The sequence below is a fragment of the Klebsiella michiganensis genome, from assembly GCF_002925905.1.
Taxonomy (GTDB): domain Bacteria; phylum Pseudomonadota; class Gammaproteobacteria; order Enterobacterales; family Enterobacteriaceae; genus Klebsiella; species Klebsiella michiganensis.
The window spans coordinates 224,712-245,805 of the sequence record NZ_PRDB01000002.1; the positions used below are offsets into that span (position 1 = coordinate 224,712).

Consider the following 21,094-nt stretch of genomic DNA (forward strand, 5'->3'; position numbering starts at 1 on the left):
TCAATTATGCATGTTTAACACAAAGTGCGGAAAGCAAAACCGGTACGGCATTACCCGGTTTGCTGCTTCACGAAATAATTAAAGGATGATATTCAAGAACAATGAAATATCAGGACCATTCGCCGGCGACAAGTTTATGAACATCAAAAGCATCGTTCATTGACTGCCCGGTAGACTGTGAGCCCGGCGCTATGTTGGAGCCTGCTTCGACATCGGTAGCTTTGGCGATACCAACTTGGGTATGCTCGTTATTACCCGGCTGCGGTGCGGGAGCGGCGGCAAATGCGCCAAAAGACAGCGTGCACAGCATCACGGCCGCGAGTGCGATTTTGCTATTTCTCATGATAGTCATTCTCTTATTTGTTTCAGATAAATAGAACGGCGTCGTTATCGCCGCCTGTGTGCAACAGTATAGATCCAGATCACATTTTTGTCCGACCCAATATTTATCTTTTCGTGTCAAATTAACTGCATATTTGTCAGCAAAATAGCAATTGTGGGGAAATTATGAAGACGATTTCTTTTTATAAAAAACAAAACGAGAGACCAAAAATAATAATGTCACTTATTGCCAAATTTAAAACAATCAGGCCAGAATATCTGGCCTGAAATATTACATTTTATAACCGAGCGATAGCGTGGTACGGCGATCGGTGTGTTCCGGCGCCGATGACGGCGGCTCAGAGTTCCACGTCAGGTTATAGGCGACCTTGAGGGCAAAGTGAGCATTAATGGCAACGTTCAGCGCGCTTTCGGAGTTCAGCGTCGTATCTTCAGCGCCGAATACCGAAACACCTTGCGTAAATTTGGCGTTATCGGTCATCTGCCAGGCGTAAGTGCCGGAAGCATAGCCCAACGGCTGAGTATCAGTATCACCGTCGGTATATTCGTCGTAGCGTACGCCAGGACCAAATTCAAAACGCAGACTGTGCACCGGTCCGTTCATAATCTGTCGACCATAACCTGCGGTAAACACATCCCGCTGCTGATAACCATTGTAACGATCCGTCAGCCAGCTGGCCTGGCCAAATATATAGTTCTGGTCAGTCAGGTTGTAACGACTACGTCCCCCCACCGCGTACCTTTCCGAAGAGCGCTGATCGTTTGACGACGTATTGCTGGCATTCCCCCACAGCGACCATGCGGTGGTATTGCCATACCAGGTCAACGTGGAGTCGGCGGTCATTGAGGAACTTTTCGTATTGCCGGACTGCGCCAGATAACCGGCGTTAACAGTACCTTCGAAAGGTTTTTTAGCAGAAGATGGGTCATCCATGACAGTAAAAACGGAATCATCGGCCATTGCGCACGCAGACGCAAAAAGCCCTCCCGCGAGCAACGCCGCTGCGGGTACTGTCTTCAAAAGCTTCATTTAATTTTAAGTCCGTACAACCTATAAGGAGACCTGGAGGGTCCCGGGAGCTTTCGCGAGGATCGCGGATAGCCGGTCCTAAGAAAGGGAGTAAATTATAAAAAAGCACGATTAACTTAGCAATCAATTACTCTTTCATTTTTTGTATAAGACGCTTCTCAAAACAATTTTTATTTCATAAAGATAAAAAGAGGTTGCGTTGTATAAGTGGCCCGTCGCTTCCCCTTCCCTCCTTTAAGTGCCATGCTTAAAACCAGAGCAGCTAAATTCGTATTATGGAGGAAACTGGATGACCAAAATCTATACGCTCACGTTAGCCCCCTCGCTCGATAGCGCAACCCAGACCCCGCAAATTTACCCGGAAGGCAAACTGCGCTGTAGCGCTCCCGTGTTTGAACCCGGCGGCGGCGGAATTAACGTTGCGCGAGCCATCACTTTTCTTGGCGGCAGCGCCACAGCCATCTTTCCCGTCGGCGGGGCGACAGGCGAACACCTGACGGCGCTGCTGACGGATGAACATGTTCCCGTCGATACGGTAGAGACCCATGACTGGACGCGGCAGAATCTTCACGTGCATGTGAACGCCAGCGGCGAGCAATATCGTTTCGTGATGCCGGGCGCAGCGTTAACTAAGGAGGAGCTCCGGCTCCTTGAGGAAAAGGTCCTCGCCATCGCCCCGGGTTCCCTGCTGGTGATTAGCGGAAGTCTCCCGCCCGGCATCAGCGTCGATAACCTGACGCAGCTGGTCAAAAACGCTCAGCAGCATGGATTGCGCTGTATTGTTGATAGTTCCGGTGACGCGCTCGCCGCAGCGCTTGATGTCGGCAATATCGAGCTGGTTAAGCCGAACCAGAAAGAGCTTAGCGCGCTGGTACAGCGCGATCTGAGCCAGCCGGATGATGTGCGTCTTGCGGCGCAGGAACTCATTCGGTCGGGCAAAGTCCAGCGCGTCGTCGTCTCCCTCGGTGCCCAGGGTGCGCTCGGCGTTGATGCCCAGGGTAGCGTTCAGGTGGTACCGCCGCCGATGAAAAGCCAGAGCACCGTCGGCGCCGGTGACAGTATGGTCGGCGCAATGACCTTAAGGCTGGCGGAAAACGCCTCGCTTGAAGATATGGTTCGCTTTGGCGTTGCGGCGGGTAGTGCGGCAACCATCAATCAGGGCACCCGCCTTTGCTCGCTGGATAATACGCAAAAAATCTACAACTATCTGCGCGGTTGATAACGCCTTCGCTCCCTCTGGGAAGACAGAGGGAGTCGCCAAATCAGCATGATGGTCTATGCTAAAAATGCCATGGATAACAACGGGGTGAAAAATGAGTAGCGAAATTATTGCCTGGGTCGTCACGGTTCGTTTTCACGAAGAGACGTTAACGGAAATTAACGAACTCAGTAATCACCTCACCCGCGCCGGATTTACCCTCGTCTTAAACGATGATGAAGGGAACGTCCACGAGCTCGGCACCAACACCTTCGGCCTGCTTTCTATGCAGAATGCCGAGGAAGTCAACGCCTTAAGCGCAGGTTTAGCCGAAACCGCGCTGGGAAGACCCGTCGACGTCACCGTGGTCACATTCAGCGAGTGGTTAAAAGCTCAATAAGTGCGATTGACGCAACGGAAAACGTCCAGTTGTGCGTCAGTTCGAGTTTTACGCCGGGTTTATGCGCTAACCTTATGAAATGTTGGAAAACATGGGGAGAGACGGCATGTGGCAAGCTATCAGCAATTTGTTACGCGATTTGCATACCGAAGCAGCTGAAATCGAACTGCGAAACGAACTACCCGGTGGAGAGATACACGCTGCCTGGCATTTACGCTATGGCGGGCGAGATTACTTCGTAAAATGCGACGAACGCGAGCTTTTACCCATCTTCACGGCCGAGGCAGACCAGCTTGAACTACTGTCGCGCAGTAAAACGGTGAACGTACCGCAGGTTTTTGCCGTGGGCAGCGATCGAGATTACAGCTTTCTGGTGATGGAATACCTCCCTCCTCGCCCGCTGGATGCGCACAACGCTTTCCTGTTAGGCCAGCAAATTGCCCATTTACATCAGTGGAGCGACCAACCTCAGTTTGGTCTGGATTTTGACAACGACCTCTCCACCACCCCCCAGCCGAACGCCTGGCAGCGTCGCTGGTCCACGTTCTTTGCCGAACAGCGCATCGGCTGGCAGCTGGAACTCGCCGCCGAGAAAGGCCTGCATTTTGGTGATATCGATCATCTTGTTGATATTGTTCAGCAACGGCTGAGCAGTCATCAGCCGCAGCCGTCGCTGCTTCACGGTGACTTATGGTCCGGTAACTGCGCGCTCGGGCCAAACGGGCCCTATATTTTCGACCCTGCCTGCTACTGGGGCGATCGCGAATGCGATTTGGCGATGCTCCCGCTGCATCCGGAACAGCCGCCGCAAATCTATGACGGCTATCAGTCCGTATCGCCGCTGCCGTCCGGCTTTCTCGAGCGGCAGCCCATCTACCAGCTCTATACGCTGCTGAATCGGGCGATTCTGTTTGGCGGACAGCATCTGGTGACGGCACAGAAAGCGCTTGATGAGGTGTTCATGGATAAGGCCCCTTAAGGGGCCTTGTTTTTGAGGGTTAGCTAATTTGTACGCCTTTCAGACGGAACTGAATGGTCATGGTAATGCCGGTTCCCGGTTTGCCCGGTTCATAGCGCCATTTACGTAAAGCGTTTTTCACTTCACGCTCAAACATATTGGCAGGCTGGGCGGAGAGGATCTGTACGTTGTCCACGCGCCCGTCCGGCGTGACGTCAAACTTAACCCGCACGGTTCCTTCAAGGCGCAGCGCCTGGGCACGATTCGGATAGATCGGCTCTCCGCGGCTTAGCGCCCGCGGCCCGGAAGGCGCCGTCACGGTGGGTTTAGCGGTCGCGGTTGAGGAGCTCGGCGCGGTGCGCGCCGGCGCCGTATTTGTATTTTCAAACGGCGAGGCCGGGCGCGTTTCCGCCGGTTTTACATCACGCTTCGGTTGTTCGACCTTTTTTTCCGGCTTCGGTTTCGGCTTTGGCTTCGGTTTTGGCTTTGGTTTATGGATAACAACCGGCGCCTCTTTTGGCGGTTCAGGCATCACTTCCGGTTCCGGTTCTGGCTCCGGTTCAACAACGGGCTCAACGACCGGCTGAGCCGCCTGAGGCGGTTCCAGATCTGCCGGGGCCACCATAGTGATTTCAATGGGCTGTGAGGGTGCCGGCCGTTCAATAACCTGATGTACCGAAGTATAGAGCAACCCCGCGATAACACTGCCGTGGATAACCACAGACAGTAGCGTAGGCCACGGAAAGCGGCGAGGTAAATCAAAGGTCATTGCGCTCATAGTCGTTTCTGTTGAAAAATGATGCCCCGATTTTAAATGCAAATAGCAATCATATTCAACTAGGGTTGTTGGCTTGTATCAAAATTTGCCCTGTTTTCTGACAAAAAGCCCCCGGGACGTGGCATTCTGGGGATCGTGATCATCTTTGCATTGCAGTCAACGACGGTTTCACTTAACGTGATTCGCCAATTTATTGATAAGGAGCCATGCCGTGCTTTACGTTATCTACGCTGAAGATATCGCCGACTCTCTGGAAAAACGGACATCGGTACGTCCCGCCCATCTGGCGCGTTTGCAATTATTACATGATGAAGGTCGTTTACTGACCGCCGGCCCAATGCCTGCCGTAGACAGTAATGAACCCGGCGCGGCGGGCTTCACCGGCTCAACGGTCATTGCGGAATTTGAATCGCTGGAAGCGGCGCAATCATGGGCTAATGACGATCCCTATATCGCCGCAGGGGTTTATCAGAAAGTCTCGGTGAAACCGTATAAAAAGGTGTTTTAGCCTATAAAATGCTTAAGCAATAAGAACGCGGTTAAAATTTAATCTATGGCGATCGTTCATTAGAGGACGTTTCTGAGTACGCGAGTACGGAATGGTCGCCATCCTTATGTCTCTCCACTTCCCCGGTTCTGCATTCCGATCTCTTTAGGTCGCGCCCTGATGATAGCCATTTGCCGGCAGTGCATCAGCACCGCCGACTTTCTATGGTTAATTACCTGTTGGACTTCAGCGTTCCCTTAAGACCATGCGGTTCTGAGCGAAGATACTGCGGCGGAACGCTCACCTGAGCGCCCAGGGCTGCCGCGGCATGCCATGGCCAGTGCGGATTGTAGAGCACGGCGCGGGCAATGGCGATGAGGTCGGCGTCGCCATTTTGTAGCGCCTCTTCCGCCTGCTGCGCTTCCGTCACCAGACCCACACCGATCACCGGGATATTCACCTTCTCGCGGATTTCACGCGCGAACGGCAGCTGATAGCCGGGCCCCACCTGAATCGCCTGATGAGGCGACAGCCCGCCGCTGGAAACATGAATATAGTCGCAGCCAAGCGCCTCAAGCTGCTGGCTGAAGATAATCGATTGTGCGTTATCCCAGCCGCCATCCACCCAGTCTGTTGCTGAAAGTCGGACGCCCACCGCGATGTCCTGACTGACGGCCTCACGGATGGCCCGGAATATCTCGAGCGGAAAACGCAAACGGTTCTCCAGCGAGCCGCCGTATTCGTCGGTACGCTGGTTACTGAGCGGTGAAAGGAACTGGTGCAACAGGTAACCATGCGCGGCATGCAGTTCAATCAATTCAATACCCATCCGCTCAGCGCGTCTGGCGCTGTCTACGAATGACTGCTTGATGCGTTTCATGTGGTCCTGAGTAAGTTCAACCGGAGGTCGTTCACCTTCACCATAGGCCAGCGCTGATGGCGCAACCGTGTCCCATCCGCCAGAATCATGCGCAAGCTGGTATCCCCCCAGCCAGGGGGCTGCGGAAGAGGCTTTTCGTCCGGCATGGCCCAGCTGGATACCGATGGGGATTGAAGCGTACTGGCGGATATCGTTCAGCACGGTGCGTAATGCGGCTTCCGTTTCGTCATTCCATAAGCCCAGATCAGCCGGGGTAATGCGTCCGGCGGGCTCTACAGCGCTGGCTTCGATAATCAGTAAGCCCGCACCGGAAAAAGCCAGTTGTCCAAGATGGATACGATGCCATGCCGTGGCCTTGCCATTGTCGGCGGAGTACTGGCACATTGGCGCAATGACAATACGGTTCTCAAGTTCCAGCTTACCGATTCGCACCGGACTAAAAAGTTGACTCATAGATACCTCTCAATAATAGAAGCCTTACGGACATTATAAGTAGCATGTGTTGATGCATGGCACTTCCCGTTTTTTGCGTTTATACGCGTTGGGCCAGTCTTATGAGGTATGGCGCGATGCGACTTCCTGCCCGCCGCTGCTGATGCAAACAATAACGCAGGAGCCCGCGAGAAACCGGGTTTCGCCGGCAGAAGAAAGAGAGATGACAGTATAAGAATGTATGCTAAGAACGAAACGCTGATAAAACAAAAGGCACCGCGAGCGGTGCCTTTTGTTTCGACTCTCAACATTCAGAGAAGGTGAACAGCAGAGAGTGACGTTGCCGTTTAACCAGCTCCTTTCTGATGGAGAGGATGCGCATATTACGACGCGACTGGCCTTCCAGCCAGCGTGCTTTACGGCGACTCACCTGCCGAAGCATGCGCCAGCGCCCTACTTCCGTTCTACTACGCTTCATTGCAACTACTCTACAAGTAAAAACAGCCTGCATTATAGACCGATGAATCTGGCTAACCAACGCTTTCGCTGCGTTTTTATTTGCCAGATGGATGATGATGCGTAAACTCATGTCATCAAGTCATTCAAAAGGATTTTTCATCTATGACAACCTTTTACACGGTGGTGAACTGGCTGGTTATACTCGGTTACTGGCTACTTATCGCCGGTGTAACATTACGGATATTAATGAAAAGGCGCGCGGTCCCGTCAGCGATGGCATGGCTGCTTGTCATTTATATTCTTCCCCTGGTGGGCATTATCGCCTATCTCTCTTTTGGCGAACTGCATCTGGGTAAACGCCGCGCCGAACGCGCGCGGGCCATGTGGCCCTCAACGGCCAAGTGGTTAAAGGACCTCAAAGCCTGCAAGCATATCTTTGCCGAGGAGAATAGTCCGGTCGCGGAATCCTTGTTCAAGCTCTGCGAACGTCGGCAGGGCATTGGCGGCGTCAAAGGCAATCAGCTCCAGCTGCTCACCGAATCCGATGACGTCATGCAGGCGCTCATCCGCGATATCCAGCTCGCTCGTCACAATATTGAGATGGTGTTCTATATCTGGCAGCCCGGCGGCATGGCCGATCAGGTCGCCGAATCATTGATGGCGGCGGCAAGGCGCGGCGTACACTGCCGGCTGATGCTCGACTCCGCCGGGAGCGTGGCGTTTTTCCGTAGTCCCTGGGCCGCCATGATGCGTAATGCCGGCATTGAAGTCGTCGAAGCCCTGAAGGTCAACCTGATGCGCGTTTTTCTGCGCCGTATGGACCTGCGTCAGCATCGTAAAATGGTCATGATCGATAACTATATTGCCTATACCGGCAGTATGAATCTGGTCGACCCGCGTTTCTTTAAGCAGGACTCCGGCGTTGGCCAGTGGATCGATCTGATGGCGCGAATGGAAGGTCCGGTAGCGACAGCGATGGGCATTGTCTACTCCTGCGACTGGGAGATTGAAACCGGCAAACGTATTTTGCCTCCGCCGCCGGACGCGAACATTATGCCGTTCGAAGAGGCCAGCGGGCACACGATTCACACTATCGCCTCGGGCCCGGGCTTTCCGGAAGATTTGATCCATCAGGCTCTGCTCACGGCCGCCTACGCGGCCAAAGAGCATTTGATCATGACGACCCCCTACTTTGTGCCCAGCGACGACCTTTTGCATGCCATCTGTACCGCCGCCCAGCGCGGCGTCGATGTCAGCATCATCCTGCCGCGCAAGAACGATTCTCTGCTGGTGGGCTGGGCCAGTCGCGCCTTCTTTACCGAGCTGCTGGCTGCCGGGGTAAAGATTTACCAGTTTGAAGGCGGTCTGCTGCATACTAAGAGCGTGCTGGTTGACGGCGAACTTAGCCTTGTGGGCACCGTTAACCTCGATATGCGCAGCCTGTGGCTCAACTTCGAGATTACGCTGGTGATTGACGATGCCGGATTTGGCAGCGATCTGGCCGCGGTGCAGGACGATTACATCTCCCGCTCGCGCCTGCTGGACGCCAGGCTGTGGTTAAAACGTCCGCTGTGGCAGCGGATCGCCGAGCGACTGTTTTACTTCTTCAGTCCGTTGCTGTAAAACGTGCCAATCAGATGTTTAATGGGTAGCAATCATGGATATGGATTTAAACAATCGCCTGACCGAAGACGAAACGCTTGAACAGGCTTACGACATTTTCCTCGAACTGGCCGTCGACAACCTCGATCCGGCGGATGTCATTCTGTTCAACCTGCAGTTTGAAGAACGCGGCGGCGCCGAGCTCTTCGATCCGGCGCCTGACTGGGAAGAGCACGTCGATTTTGACCTCAACCCTGACTTCTTTGCTGAAGTGGTCATTGGTCTGGCCGATGAAGATGGCGGCGAAATTAACGATATTTTTGCGCGCGTGCTGCTGTGCCGTGAAAAAGACCACAAGCTCTGTCATATCCTGTGGCGCGAATAAGCTCTTTCTTAAGCAAATAGCTTATATATAAAAGAAGAAGCCTGCCTGAGTTAACCAGGGCAGGCTTTTTAGTTATTCAGGCAGTTCGCTGCCGCAGGCGTTGCAGTAGCGAGCGTCTTTTTCATGAACGTTATGCTGGCAATGCGGACACTGGCGCTGAGTCCGGCGACTCTGAAATGCGGTGGTCATATGGCTGGTAATTAAGCCGGTGGGGATCGCAATAATCGAGTAGCCAATTAAGATAAGAATGGAGGCCAAAATTCGCCCCAGCGGCGTATGCGGCGTAATATCGCCATACCCTACCGTGGTTATCGTCACTATCGCCCAGTAAACCGACGCGTTTAGCGTAGTAAAACCGTATCGCGGCCCCTCAACCAGATACATCAGGGAGCCAAAGATCACCATGACGATGGCAATAAAAGAATAGAACAGGATCAGCTGGTGGCGAGCGCTGACGATAGCGGCCCAGAAAATATTCAACGACGGCATAAAGCGCAGCAGCTTAAGGATACGCAACGCGCGGATAGCGCGCATGGCCCGCCAGGCAAACACGTACTCAATACTGATCTCGGGCCACAGCCACATAACGTAAAGCGGTAAAATGGTAGCCAGGTCAATAATGCCCCAGAAGCTGAAAATATACTTTAGCGGATTCGGCCAGCTGATAATGCGCAGAAAATACTCAAAGGTAAAAACCGCCGTCACGACAAGTTCGAGCCAGACGAAAATATGCCATTCGTCTAAGGTCAGATGATATTGCGTTCCGAGCCCGGACTCGATAAATATCACCAGCACGCTAAGCAGGGCAAATACGCCGCAAAGTCCCTCGAAATGCCGACCGGATCGTCGGTTTTGATCGAAGAGTAAATGATACAGCCGCAGACGAGCGGCATGAATATGAAAAGCCACGTTAACCTCGCTAAAAAAAGGGCTGACTAACGTCAGCCCCTGAGATTATAACGGGTCCACCTTCAGGCAGGAAACCGCATGGCGGAAACTGCCCTCCAGCACCGGTCGCGTCTTAGCGCACTCCGGCCCGGCAATCGGGCATCTGGTGCGGAATACGCATCCCGACGGCGGGTTAATCGGCGATGGCAATTCCCCCTCCAGAAGCTGGATCGTTTTATTCTTTTCCTTATCAGGGTCCGGAACCGGCACCGCCGACATCAGCGCTTTGGTATAGGGATGCAGCGGATTATGATACACCTCATCATAGGTGCCGAGCTCCACGGCATGGCCAAGATACATCACCAGCACGCGATCGGAGATATGCTTCACGACCGCCAGATCGTGGGCGATAAAAATCAGCGACAGTCCCATTTCCCGCTGCAGCTGCTGCAGCAGATTCACTACCTGCGCCTGAATCGACACGTCCAGCGCTGACACCGGCTCATCGCAGATAATGAGCTTCGGTTCAAGAATTAGCGCGCGGGCGATACCGATACGCTGGCACTGGCCGCCGGAGAATTCATGCGGATAGCGGTTAATCAGGTTCGGCAGCAGCCCCACTTTCATCATCATCGCCTTAACGCGATCGCGAACTTCCTGGCGCGGCATTTTGGGATGATAGGTGCGCAGCGGCTCGGCGATGATTTCCCCGATAGTCATGCGCGGGTTTAGCGACGCCAGCGGATCCTGAAAGATCATCTGAATATCGCTGCGTACGTCGCGCCACTCGTCGGCCTTCATCCCCAGCAAATCTCTGCCTAACCAGGCGACTTTACCGTCGGTGGCCTTCACCAGACCGATGATGGCGCGCGCGAAGGTCGATTTTCCGCATCCGGACTCCCCGACCACGCCCAGCGTTTCCCCTTCATACAGACGCAGCGTTACGCCATCTACCGCTTTCAGCGTTTTCGACGGCTGCCAGAACCACTGTTTGCCGTCTTTAATATCAAAGTGTACTTTCAGATCGGCGATTTCGAGCAGGACTTTTCTTTGTTCCGTTACGGCGTTCATAGCAAATCCCCCACCGGTTGAAAGCAGGCGCGCAGGCGGCCCGGCGCAAACTCCTCCAGAGGCGGAGCGCTGTTGCAAATCTCCATCGCGTGCGGGCAACGCGGCTGGAATGGACAGCCTTTCGGCAGACGCAGCAGGTTCGGCGGGTTGCCCGGAATCGTTAACAGGGCGTCGCCTTCTGCGTCCAGGCGCGGGACCGCATTGAGCAGGCCAATAGAATAAGGATGAGAGGGATGGTAGAAGACGTCGCGCGCCTGACCATATTCCATCGTGCGTCCGGCGTACATCACCAGCACCTTATCGCAGATCCCGGCGACGACGCCGAGATCGTGGGTAATCATAATGATCGCCGTATTGAACTCGCGCTTGAGCTCATTAAGCAATGTCATTATTTGCGCCTGCACGGTCACGTCCAGCGCCGTTGTCGGCTCATCGGCAATCAGCAGCTTAGGCCGGCACAGCAGCGCCATCGCAATCATGACGCGCTGGCGCATCCCGCCGGAAAACTCGTGCGGATACATTTTCATCCGTTTGCGCGCCTCGGGCATTTTGACCGCATCCAGCATTTTCACCGACTCTTCAAAGGCTTCGGCTTTGCTCAGCGCTTTATGCAGCATCAGGACTTCCATCAGCTGTTCGCCTACCCGCATATACGGATTAAGCGACGTCATCGGGTCCTGAAAAATCATTGAGATCTGCTCGGCGCGCAGCTTATTCAGCTCGCGCTCCGGGAGGTTAAGGATCTGCTTCCCGTTAAAGGTCGCTGACCCCCCGATACGGCCGTTGGCGGCCAGCAGGCCCATCAGCGCAAAAGCGGTTTGCGACTTACCGGAACCGGACTCGCCTACGATGCCTAAGGTTTCCCCCGCCCGTAGATTAAAATTGAGATCGTTGACCGCAGTCACATCACCATCGGGAGTCGCAAAGGTGACGCGGAGATCTTTCACATCCAGAAGCAATCCGGATTGTTGTGCTGCCTGCGGCGCTTTCGCCGTTTCCATCGTACTCATGTCGGCGCTCCTTAGCGGTCTTTCGGGTCGAGGGCATCACGCAGGCCATCGCCGATAAAGTTAAAACAAAACAGCGTTACCACCAGAAAACCGGCAGGAAACAGCAGCAGCCACGGCGATACTTCCATTGAGTTCGCGCCATCGCTGAGCAGCGCGCCCCAGCTACTTAACGGCTCCTGGGTACCCAGGCCGAGGAAGCTTAAGAAGGATTCAAACAGAATCATGCTCGGGACCAGCAGGGAGGCGTACACCACGACCACGCCAAGCACGTTAGGCACGATATGGCGGATAACGATATTGCCGGTTGAAACGCCGCCGACCTGCGCGGCTTCAATAAACTCTTTTCGCTTCAGGCTTAGGGTCTGACCGCGAACGATACGCGCCATATCCAGCCAGGAGACCATCCCAATGGCAACGAAAATCAGCAGGATATTCTGGCCAAAGAAGGTCACCAGCAGGATGACGAAGAACATAAACGGAAAGGAGTTGAGGATTTCCAGCAGGCGCATCATCACTGAATCCACCTTGCCGCCCAGATAGCCGGAAAGCGACCCGTAAAGCGTCCCCAAAATCACCGCCACCAGCGCTGCAGCCACGCCGACCATCAGCGAGATACGTCCGCCGATCGCCACCCGCACCAGCAGGTCGCGGCCCGAAGAGTCGGTCCCAAAGTAGTGTCCGGACTCCATATCGGGGGCGCTGGACATCATGCCCCAGTCGGTATCGTAATAGGAAAACTGCGATACCATCGGCGCGATGGTGACAAAGAGCGCGATGATCACCAGCACAATCAGGCTGGCAACCGCAGCACGGTTATGCATAAAGCGGCGGCGGGCGTCCTGCCAGAGGCTGCGCCCCTCGACTTCCAGCTTTTCACTGAAGTTTTCCAGCGCCTCGTTGTTTTTCTTACTTAACATCATGGCGAACCCCAGCGTTAGTAACGGATCTTCGGATCGATAACGGCATACAGCACGTCAACGATCGCATTAAACAGAATGGTCAATGCGCCAACCAGAATGGTCAGACTGAGTACCAGCGAGTAGTCGCGGTTCAGCGCGCCGTTGACGAACAGTTGACCAATTCCCGGCAGGCCATAAATGGTTTCAATGACCATCGAGCCGGTAATAATGCCGACAAACGCGGGTCCCATATAGGAGAGCACCGGCAGCAGCGCGGGCTTTAACGCGTGACGCAGAATAATGCGGCGCATCGGTAAGCCTTTTGCCCGGGCGGTGCGAATGAAGTTAGAGTGCAGCACTTCGATCATCGAGCCGCGGGTAATACGCGCGATACTGGCGATATAGGCCAGGGATAGAGCCACCATGGGCAAAATCATATATTGCAGCGCCCCACCGTTCCATCCGCCGCCCGGCAGCCAGTGCAGCGTAATGGCAAATATCATGACCAGTAAGGGCGCGACCACGAAACTCGGTATCACAACCCCGGTCATTGCCACCCCCATTACGGCAAAGTCCCATTTCGTATTTTGCTTCAATGCCGCAATCACCCCGGCACTCACGCCAAGCACCACCGCGAGAAAAAATGCGGCGAAGCCTAATTTGGCGGACACCGGGAAGCTGGACGCCACCAGATCGTTGACCGAGTAATCTTTATATTTAAAGGAAGGACCGAAATCACCGTGCGCCAGCTGCTTCAGATAATTGAAGTACTGGGTCATGATGGGGTCATTTAAATGGTATTTTGCTTCAATATTCGCCATGACTTCTGGCGGCAGCGTGCGTTCACCGGTAAAGGGGCTTCCCGGCGCAAGACGCATCATGAAGAAAGAGATAGTAATAAGAATAAATAGCGTCGGAATCGCTTCCAGACAGCGACGTAAGATAAATTTTAACATTGCCCGTACCTTCTGGCGTGTGCCTTCAATAGTGCGATGAAATAAGACACCGTGAGGCAAGCGGTAACGCCTGCCCCACGTATTGCCATTAGTGCTTCACAATGTACATATTTCTTGTATACGTATTATCCAGCGGATCTTTGCCGGTATAGCCACCGACCCACGGTTTAACCAAACGGGCGTTGACATAATAGAAGACCGGTACGATGACGGAGTCTTTATCCAGCTGCTGCTCAGATTGCGCGTAAAGGTCCGCTCGTTTCGCGTCATCGCTGGTTTTCAGCGTTTCAGCGATAATCTTGTCGAAAGCCGGGCTCTTATAATGCGAGGTATTGTTTGAGCTGTCGCTCAGCATCGTATTAAGGAAGGAGGTCGGTTCGTTGTAGTCCGCACACCAGCCGGCGCGCGCAACATCAAAGGTGCCCTGATGGCGATTATCGAGGAAGGTTTTCCATTCCTGATTTTCCAGCTTCACGTTTACGCCGAGGTTTTTCTTCCAGATAGACGCCACCGCGATAGCCAGTTTTTTGTGCAGATCGGACGTGTTATAGAGCAGATTGAAAGTCAGCGGCTTATCAGCGCTATAGCCAGCTTCGGTCAGCAATTTTTTCGCTTCTTCATTACGTTTTTCCTGCGACCACTTGAACCATTCAGGCTCAATCAGCTTCATGCCATCGGTGTACGGCGGCGTATAGCTGTAGGCTGGCAGGTCGCCCTGATTCTTCACTTTATTGACAATAATGTCGCGATCCAGCGCCATCTTCAGCGCAGTACGCACGCGAACGTCGGTAAATGGCGCTTTCTGGTTATTGATTTCGTAATAATAAGTGCACAGATACGGATCGACGTGAACTTCTTTCGGGATCTCTTTTTTCAGTTTCTGGAACAGTTCGATCGGCATGTTGTTATAGGTCATATCGATTTCGCCGCTGCGGTAGCGGTTGACGTCGGTGACTTCAGAAGAAATCGGCAGGAAGGTGACCTGATTAATCACGGTTTTGGCGTTATCCCAGTAGTTGGTATTACGCTCCAGAACAATGCGTTCGTTAACAACCCAATCTTTTAATTTATACGCACCATTGCTGACGATATTGGCCGGCTGGGTCCATTTGTCACCAAATTTCTCAATAGCGGATTTAGGTACGGGTGAAACGGATGGGTGAACGAGCAGTTTGTAGAAATACGGCACCGGCTCGCTGAGGGTCACTTCAAAGGTATGATCGTCCAGCGCTTTTACGCCCAGATCGGTCGCGGGTTTTTTCCCGGCGATAATGTCATCAACGTTGGCTAAATGGCCATACTGCAGATAGCTTGCATAAGGAGACGCGGTTTTCGGATCCGCCAGACGCTGCCAGCTATAAACGAAATCTTGTGCCGTGACCGGCGTGCCGTCGGACCACTTTGCATCTTTACGCAGATGGAAGGTCCAGACTTTAAAATCTTTGTTGTCCCATTTTTCCGCAACGCCCGCGACCGGATGGCCGTCCAGGTCGCTCACCAGCAGCCCTTCAAACAAATCGCGGTTAATATTGGACTCCGGCACGCCTTCAATTTTGTGCGGATCGAGAGACTGCACTTCGGAGCCATTGTTACGTACCAGCGTTTGTTTGTCCGCCAGCTGTACCCCTGCCGGTACATCTGCCGCAACGGCGGCGTTGATGGTCATTAACGCAGAGAGGACTCCTGCGGCAACCAGGCTTTTTTTCGTGATGATGGTCATGTGTTTGTTACTCCAATCATTATAATTACTGGCTATTTAACCAGCCTGTTTTCTCTTTTCTGGATTCTGAACAGTGCAGGAGTTTATGCTGCTGTCAGAGAGTACTGCTTGCTATCACCGACTTATTTATTACGACCGCTCAAACGGCAGTCTTGACGTCGATTCTTGCCCCCCTGTCCGGGGGCGATGTAGTCCCGATGGGCTATATAATAAAAATTCTCATTTGCGTACATATTCCGCTAAAGATCACGCCGGAAAGTACCAAAACGCTTTATTGTCCGCCAATGCAATTTGCAAATATGTTACCGGATTCTCTTTTGTGGCCTTCTGGCGGCGAAGATTTATCACCCCTCGCGCATGCCAGAAATAATTAATATTCTATTTATCAATCAATTAGTATAAATGTCTCGCACTATGTGCCCTGCATCGCCGAATAGATGCTTTTTTGTACGAAAAATTAACAATCGCTTATTATTTAGCACATTCATCTGCTTCATGAGTGAAATTACTAATATCATTTCGATTATCAGACGGCAAGCACCAGAGAATGGTGTGAGGAAAATAACAGTGATTAATGTGGGTAAAAGGCCGCACTCGTGGCAAATGAAATGGATAACTTATTGATAATAAATAACAATATCAAAACATTAGAAAATAGTATTGCAGGTCGATAAATCACTTTTTTTGATATGTTTTTCTGATAATGCGCAAACGCGGAACACGTTGTTCCGCGCGGCAACACAGGTTAATTCACAAGGCCAGGAAAGAGCGCCTTTATTCCGGTAACGATGAACTCGATGCCGAGAGCCATCAGCAACAGCCCCATAATACGGGTAATCACGTTAATGCCGGTTTGTCCAAGCAGGCGAACCAGCCAGGGGGCCATACGGAAAATGCCCCAGCAGCACAGCGCGAAAAGCGCAATCGCAACTGAAAATCCCACAAAATGGGCGATGCTATGGTAACGCGTGCCCCAGACAATGGTTGAACTGATGGCCCCGGGTCCCGCCATCAGGGGCAGCGCCAGCGGCACGACGCCGATACTTTCACGAATGGCCGTTTCTGATTTTTCTTGCTTGTTCTGTTTATCCTCGCCGAGCTTGCCGCTGATCATCGACATGGCGATGGTGACCACCAGAATCCCACCCGCAATACGGAAGGAGTCAATGGAAATACCGAAGATCTGGAGGATCGCATCGCCTAAAAACAGCGACGTGAGCAAGATGATGGCGACCGACAGGTTGGCTGTCAGATTGGTTTTATTACGCACCGCCGCCGTCTGGTAGCTGGTCATACTGATAAAAACCGGGATAATGCCAACCGGGTTTACCAGCGCAAATAGCCCAATGAAAAATTTAAAGTAGGCTGAAAAATCAAACAATGATTGAATCACAGGGTGCTCCGCAGCATCATTAAAAATGGCTGTTGACAGTTACCGGCATAAAATATCCGCGAGAAGATACGCTGTTTGAAAGCATAATTCATCCCTGTTGACGCATAAGTGCATAATTTAAGCTCGGATGTTAGTTATTTGTTTCTGCAATGCTATTTAAGTCTTTAATTAGCATACCGTATCATTACACTTGATCAAACAGGTCAAAAAATGAACTGCTGAAAGGTATCAGCTTGGCTGATTATTGATTTAGATCACATAAATTGTACTCAGAAGTGAGTAACCTTGTTTACACCCAGAAGAGGAGGCAAAGCAGCGGTACCTGAAAGAAAAAACAAAAGCTTTTTTAGTCAATCGGTGAAGTCAGAAGCACAAAATTCTTTACGTTAACATTTAAATGCAAGCCGTTAACACACTGTCTATACTGTCGAATCGAGCTACTGATTCACTAAAAAAGTTTAACATTATCAGGAGAGCATTATGGCTGTTACTAATGTCGCTGAACTTAACGCACTCGTCGAGCGCGTAAAAAAAGCCCAGCGTGAATATGCCAGTTTCACTCAAGAACAAGTAGACAAAATCTTCCGCGCCGCCGCTCTGGCCGCTGCAGATGCTCGAATCCCTCTCGCCAAGATGGCCGTTGCCGAATCCGGCATGGGCATCGTCGAAGATAAAGTGATCAAAAACCACTTTGCTTCCGAATACATTTATAACGCCTATAAAGATGAAAAGACCTGCGGTGTCCTGTCTGAAGATGACACCTTCGGTACCATCACCATCGCTGAGCCGATTGGTATTATCTGCGGTATCGTCCCGACCACTAACCCAACTTCAACCGCTATCTTTAAATCTCTGATTAGCCTGAAGACCCGTAACGCCATCATCTTCTCTCCGCATCCGCGTGCTAAAGATGCGACCAACAAAGCGGCTGATATCGTACTGCAGGCAGCTATCGCAGCCGGCGCGCCGAAAGATCTGATTGGTTGGATTGACCAGCCTTCCGTTGAACTGTCAAATGCGCTGATGCACCATCCGGATATCAACCTGATCCTTGCGACCGGCGGTCCGGGCATGGTTAAAGCGGCGTACAGCTCCGGTAAACCTGCCATCGGCGTAGGCGCAGGTAACACGCCTGTTGTTATCGATGAAACGGCTGATATCAAGCGTGCCGTTGCTTCCGTCCTGATGTCTAAAACCTTCGATAACGGCGTTATCTGTGCTTCTGAGCAATCCGTTGTGGTTGTGGATTCCGTATACGATGCCGTTCGCGAACGTTTCTCCAGCCACGGCGGCTATCTGCTGCAGGGCCAGGAGCTGAAGGCTGTTCAGAATATCATCCTGAAAAACGGCGCCCTGAACGCCGCGATCGTAGGTCAACCGGCGTATAAAATCGCTGAACTGGCTGGCTTCACCGTCCCTGTTTCCACCAAAATTCTGATTGGTGAAGTCACCGACGTTGATGAAAGCGAACCGTTTGCCCACGAAAAACTGTCTCCGACGCTGGCAATGTACCGTGCGAAGAACTTCGAAGACGCGGTTGATAAAGCTGAAAAACTGGTGGCAATGGGCGGTATCGGTCATACCTCTTGCCTGTATACCGACCAGGACAACCAGCCAGAACGCGTTGCTTACTTCGGTCAGCTGATGAAAACCGCACGTATCCTGATCAACACCCCTGCTTCTCAGGGTGGTATCGGTGACCTGTATAACTTCAAACTCGCACCTTCCCTGACTCTGGGTTGTGGTTCATGGGGTGGTAACTCCATCTCTGAAAACGTTGGTCCTAAGCACCTGATCAACAAGAAAACCGTTGCTAAGCGAGCTGAAAACATGTTGTGGCACAAACTTCCGAAATCTATCTACTTCCGTCGTGGCTCACTGCCAATCGCGCTGGATGAAGTGATTACTGATGGTCACAAACGCGCGCTGATCGTGACCGACCGCTTCCTGTTCAACAACGGCTATGCTGACCAGATCACCTCTGTGCTGAAAGCGGCTGGCGTTGAAACTGAAGTTTTCTTTGAAGTAGAAGCTGACCCGACGCTGACCATCGTCCGTAAAGGCGCTGAGCTGGCGAACTCCTTCAAACCAGACGTGATTATCGCGCTGGGCGGCGGTTCCCCGATGGATGCGGCGAAAATCATGTGGGTTATGTACGAGCACCCGGAAACCCACTTCGAAGAACTGGCGCTGCGCTTTATGGATATCCGTAAACGTATCTACAAGTTCCCGAAAATGGGCGTGAAAGCCAAGATGGTCGCCATCACCACGACTTCCGGTACCGGTTCTGAAGTTACGCCGTTCGCCGTTGTTACCGATGACGCAACCGGTCAGAAATACCCGCTGGCAGACTATGCCCTGACTCCGGATATGGCGATTGTTGATGCCAACCTGGTCATGGAAATGCCGAAGTCACTGTGTGCTTTCGGTGGTCTGGATGCGGTGACTCATGCCCTGGAAGCTTACGTTTCCGTACTGGCTTCCGAGTTCTCTGACGGCCAGGCGCTGCAGGCTCTGAAACTGCTGAAAGAAAACCTGCCAGCGTCCTACCACGAAGGTTCTAAGAACCCGGTAGCGCGTGAGCGTGTGCACAGTGCTGCGACCATCGCCGGTATCGCGTTTGCGAACGCCTTCCTCGGGGTATGTCACTCAATGGCGCACAAGCTGGGTTCTCAGTTCCACATTCCTCACGGTCTGGCGAACGCCCTGCTGATCAGCAACGTTATTCGCTATAACGCGAACGACAACCCGACTAAACAGACAGCATTCAGCCAGTACGACCGCCCGCAGGCACGTCGTCGCTACGCTGAAATCGCGGACCATCTGGGTCTGACTGCACCGGGTGACCGCACCGCAGCGAAAATCGAAAAACTGCTTGGCTGGTTGGACGAAATCAAAGCTGAGCTGGGTATTCCTAAGTCTATCCGCGAAGCTGGCGTGCAGGAAGCCGACTTCCTGGCCCACGTTGACAAGCTGTCTGAAGACGCATTTGACGACCAGTGCACCGGCGCTAACCCGCGCTACCCGCTGATCGCCGAGCTGAAGCAGATTCTGCTGGATACCTTCTACGGACGTAATTACGTTGAAGGCGGCGTGGAAGAGAAAAAAGAAGCCGCGCCGGCTAAAGCTGAGAAGAAAGCGAAAAAATCCGCTTAATTCCACAGCCGTAAAGTCAGTAACGCTGAGCCCCATCTTTTGATGGGGCTTTTTTGTCTCTGTCGTTCAGCAGCCGGCAAAACGCCTCAGACAGCCGAAACGTATAATCATGTGCCAAAGGCTTAGTAAATGAAAAAAGGCGCTGTAAAAGCGCCTGAGACGATTTAAAGGGTGGGTATTAGCAGCTGCGCTGTTTGTTCTGCACCGCGGTCAGAGAGCCTTCGCTCAGCGCCTCTTTATAATGTTTACGGCATACGGATACATAGCGCTCATTGCCGCCAATCACCACCTGTTCCCCCTCATTGTACGGCCTACCTTCCTGATCGAGGCGCAAAACCATACTCGCCTTACGGCCGCAGAAACAGATAGTTTTTAATTCAACCAGCTTATCGGACCACGCGAGCAAATATTGACTGCCCGTAAAAAGTTCGCCGCGAAAATCTGTCCGCAATCCATAGCACAATACGGGAATATCGAGCTGGTCCACCACCTCGGACAGCTCGCGCACCTGCTCCCGGGTTAAGAACTGGCTCTCATCAACTAATACGCAGTGGATGGGTTGACGCTTATGTTCGTCTGCAATGTCGGTAAATAACGCAGTTTGGGTATTATACAACCGCGCCGGCGATGAGAGACCGATCCTCGAACTCACTTTCCCTGAACCAAAGCGGTCATCAATCTCTGCCGTATAAACCACCGTGCGCATCCCTCGCTCCTGGTAATTGTATGATGACTGCAACAGAGCGGTGGACTTGCCTGCGTTCATTGCTGAATAGTAGAAATAAAGTTGTGCCATCGGCCGCGTAACCCCAATCAATGTGTTTTTTAGCAGTAAAATTGTATCATATATTCACACGCTATCAGCCCTCGCCGTGCGGGTATTGCCGGGAACGTTCACTCGGCGGAGACCTGAAAGATTAAGCCTGTTAATTGAATGGTAATGCCTGCTATTCGTACGACCCAGGCGGCCACGCAGACGTCACTATTGCCCTTTTGTGCTTATCAGCCATTTTCGGATAGCTATAACCGCGCTGGACAAGTGTTTTATAT

The 21,094-nt window shown here is 52.5% G+C and carries 20 protein-coding genes; 7 read left to right on the forward strand and 13 right to left on the reverse strand.

Annotated features, from left to right (window positions below; translation table 11 throughout):
* Positions 1-109: 109 nt before the first annotated feature.
* Both CDA56_RS08185 and CDA56_RS08190 read right to left on the reverse strand, forming a co-directional pair.
* Positions 110-343, reverse strand: a complete 234-nt coding sequence (locus CDA56_RS08185; RefSeq protein ID WP_004851800.1) for a hypothetical protein — start codon at positions 341-343, stop codon at positions 110-112.
* 270 nt (positions 344-613) lie between these two features.
* Positions 614-1,372 (reverse strand): DUF481 domain-containing protein, encoded by a 759-nt coding sequence (locus tag CDA56_RS08190; RefSeq protein ID WP_004851801.1) that lies wholly within the window; start codon positions 1,370-1,372, stop codon positions 614-616.
* 289 nt (positions 1,373-1,661) lie between these two features.
* Between CDA56_RS08190 and pfkB the strand changes: the two genes are divergently transcribed.
* From pfkB to CDA56_RS08205, 3 genes are all read left to right on the forward strand, one after another.
* A complete protein-coding gene (gene pfkB, locus CDA56_RS08195) occupies positions 1,662-2,591 on the forward strand; it encodes a 6-phosphofructokinase II (protein ID WP_014229733.1) in 930 nt (309 codons plus the stop codon).
* 94 nt (positions 2,592-2,685) lie between these two features.
* Positions 2,686-2,970: a type V toxin-antitoxin system endoribonuclease antitoxin GhoS gene (gene ghoS / locus CDA56_RS08200; protein ID WP_009653733.1), complete on the forward strand. Its 285-nt coding sequence runs from the start codon at positions 2,686-2,688 to the stop codon at positions 2,968-2,970.
* Between the two features lie 106 nt (positions 2,971-3,076).
* Positions 3,077-3,949 (forward strand): fructosamine kinase family protein, encoded by an 873-nt coding sequence (locus CDA56_RS08205; protein WP_004851808.1) that lies wholly within the window; start codon positions 3,077-3,079, stop codon positions 3,947-3,949.
* A 19-nt stretch (positions 3,950-3,968) separates the two neighbouring features.
* Here CDA56_RS08205 and tonB read toward each other — a convergent pair whose 3' ends face one another.
* Positions 3,969-4,706 (reverse strand): TonB system transport protein TonB, encoded by a 738-nt coding sequence (tonB, locus tag CDA56_RS08210; RefSeq protein WP_102803453.1) that lies wholly within the window; start codon positions 4,704-4,706, stop codon positions 3,969-3,971.
* A 211-nt stretch (positions 4,707-4,917) separates the two neighbouring features.
* On the opposite strand from tonB, the gene CDA56_RS08215 reads away from it, so the two are divergent.
* Complete coding sequence (locus CDA56_RS08215) at positions 4,918-5,214, forward strand: YciI family protein (RefSeq protein ID WP_004103089.1); 297 nt, start codon at positions 4,918-4,920, stop codon at positions 5,212-5,214.
* 211 nt (positions 5,215-5,425) lie between these two features.
* On the opposite strand, the gene CDA56_RS08220 is transcribed toward CDA56_RS08215, so the two are convergent.
* Together CDA56_RS08220 and CDA56_RS30680 are read right to left on the reverse strand one after the other, a co-directional pair.
* On the reverse strand, positions 5,426-6,526 hold the full coding sequence (locus CDA56_RS08220; protein WP_048262493.1) for an NADH:flavin oxidoreductase/NADH oxidase: 1,101 nt from the start codon (positions 6,524-6,526) through the stop codon (positions 5,426-5,428).
* 283 nt (positions 6,527-6,809) lie between these two features.
* Complete coding sequence (locus tag CDA56_RS30680) at positions 6,810-6,983, reverse strand: YciY family protein (RefSeq protein WP_004851815.1); 174 nt, start codon at positions 6,981-6,983, stop codon at positions 6,810-6,812.
* 143 nt (positions 6,984-7,126) lie between these two features.
* On the opposite strand from CDA56_RS30680, the gene cls reads away from it, so the two are divergent.
* Together cls and CDA56_RS08235 are read left to right on the forward strand one after the other, a co-directional pair.
* Positions 7,127-8,587 carry a cardiolipin synthase gene (gene cls / locus CDA56_RS08230; RefSeq protein ID WP_009653730.1) on the forward strand — a complete coding sequence of 487 codons (1,461 nt, stop codon included), beginning with the start codon at positions 7,127-7,129 and terminating at the stop codon, positions 8,585-8,587.
* Between the two features lie 34 nt (positions 8,588-8,621).
* A complete protein-coding gene (locus CDA56_RS08235; RefSeq protein WP_004103097.1) occupies positions 8,622-8,951 on the forward strand; it encodes an HI1450 family dsDNA-mimic protein in 330 nt (109 codons plus the stop codon).
* A 72-nt stretch (positions 8,952-9,023) separates the two neighbouring features.
* On the opposite strand, the gene CDA56_RS08240 is transcribed toward CDA56_RS08235, so the two are convergent.
* From CDA56_RS08240 to CDA56_RS08275, 7 genes are all read right to left on the reverse strand, one after another.
* Positions 9,024-9,860, reverse strand: a complete 837-nt coding sequence (locus CDA56_RS08240) for an ion transporter (protein WP_004851820.1) — start codon at positions 9,858-9,860, stop codon at positions 9,024-9,026.
* Between the two features lie 45 nt (positions 9,861-9,905).
* Entirely contained in the window at positions 9,906-10,910 is a 1,005-nt protein-coding gene (gene oppF / locus CDA56_RS08245) for a murein tripeptide/oligopeptide ABC transporter ATP-binding protein OppF (RefSeq protein WP_004851821.1), read from the reverse strand.
* Entirely contained in the window at positions 10,907-11,920 is a 1,014-nt protein-coding gene (gene oppD / locus CDA56_RS08250) for an ABC transporter ATP-binding protein (RefSeq protein WP_004851823.1), read from the reverse strand. Before oppD ends, oppF begins: the two co-directional genes overlap by 4 nt.
* An 11-nt stretch (positions 11,921-11,931) precedes the next feature.
* The gene (gene oppC / locus CDA56_RS08255) at positions 11,932-12,840 is read right to left on the reverse strand and encodes an oligopeptide ABC transporter permease OppC (RefSeq protein WP_004121697.1); all 909 of its coding nucleotides are present in this window, start codon (positions 12,838-12,840) and stop codon (positions 11,932-11,934) included.
* A 14-nt stretch (positions 12,841-12,854) separates the two neighbouring features.
* Entirely contained in the window at positions 12,855-13,775 is a 921-nt protein-coding gene (gene oppB / locus CDA56_RS08260; RefSeq protein ID WP_004851825.1) for an oligopeptide ABC transporter permease OppB, read from the reverse strand.
* Positions 13,776-13,863: 88 nt separating this feature from the next.
* Positions 13,864-15,495, reverse strand: a complete 1,632-nt coding sequence (gene oppA, locus CDA56_RS08265) for an oligopeptide ABC transporter substrate-binding protein OppA (protein ID WP_025108232.1) — start codon at positions 15,493-15,495, stop codon at positions 13,864-13,866.
* Positions 15,496-16,240: 745 nt separating this feature from the next.
* Complete coding sequence (locus tag CDA56_RS08275; RefSeq protein ID WP_004851832.1) at positions 16,241-16,888, reverse strand: YchE family NAAT transporter; 648 nt, start codon at positions 16,886-16,888, stop codon at positions 16,241-16,243.
* Between the two features lie 480 nt (positions 16,889-17,368).
* Here CDA56_RS08275 and adhE point away from each other — a divergent pair, with 480 nt between their 5' ends.
* A complete protein-coding gene (gene adhE / locus CDA56_RS08280; protein ID WP_004132197.1) occupies positions 17,369-20,044 on the forward strand; it encodes a bifunctional acetaldehyde-CoA/alcohol dehydrogenase in 2,676 nt (891 codons plus the stop codon).
* A 178-nt stretch (positions 20,045-20,222) separates the two neighbouring features.
* On the opposite strand, the gene tdk is transcribed toward adhE, so the two are convergent.
* The gene (gene tdk / locus CDA56_RS08285; RefSeq protein ID WP_025108233.1) at positions 20,223-20,840 is read right to left on the reverse strand and encodes a thymidine kinase; all 618 of its coding nucleotides are present in this window, start codon (positions 20,838-20,840) and stop codon (positions 20,223-20,225) included.
* Positions 20,841-21,094: the final 254 nt, after the last annotated feature.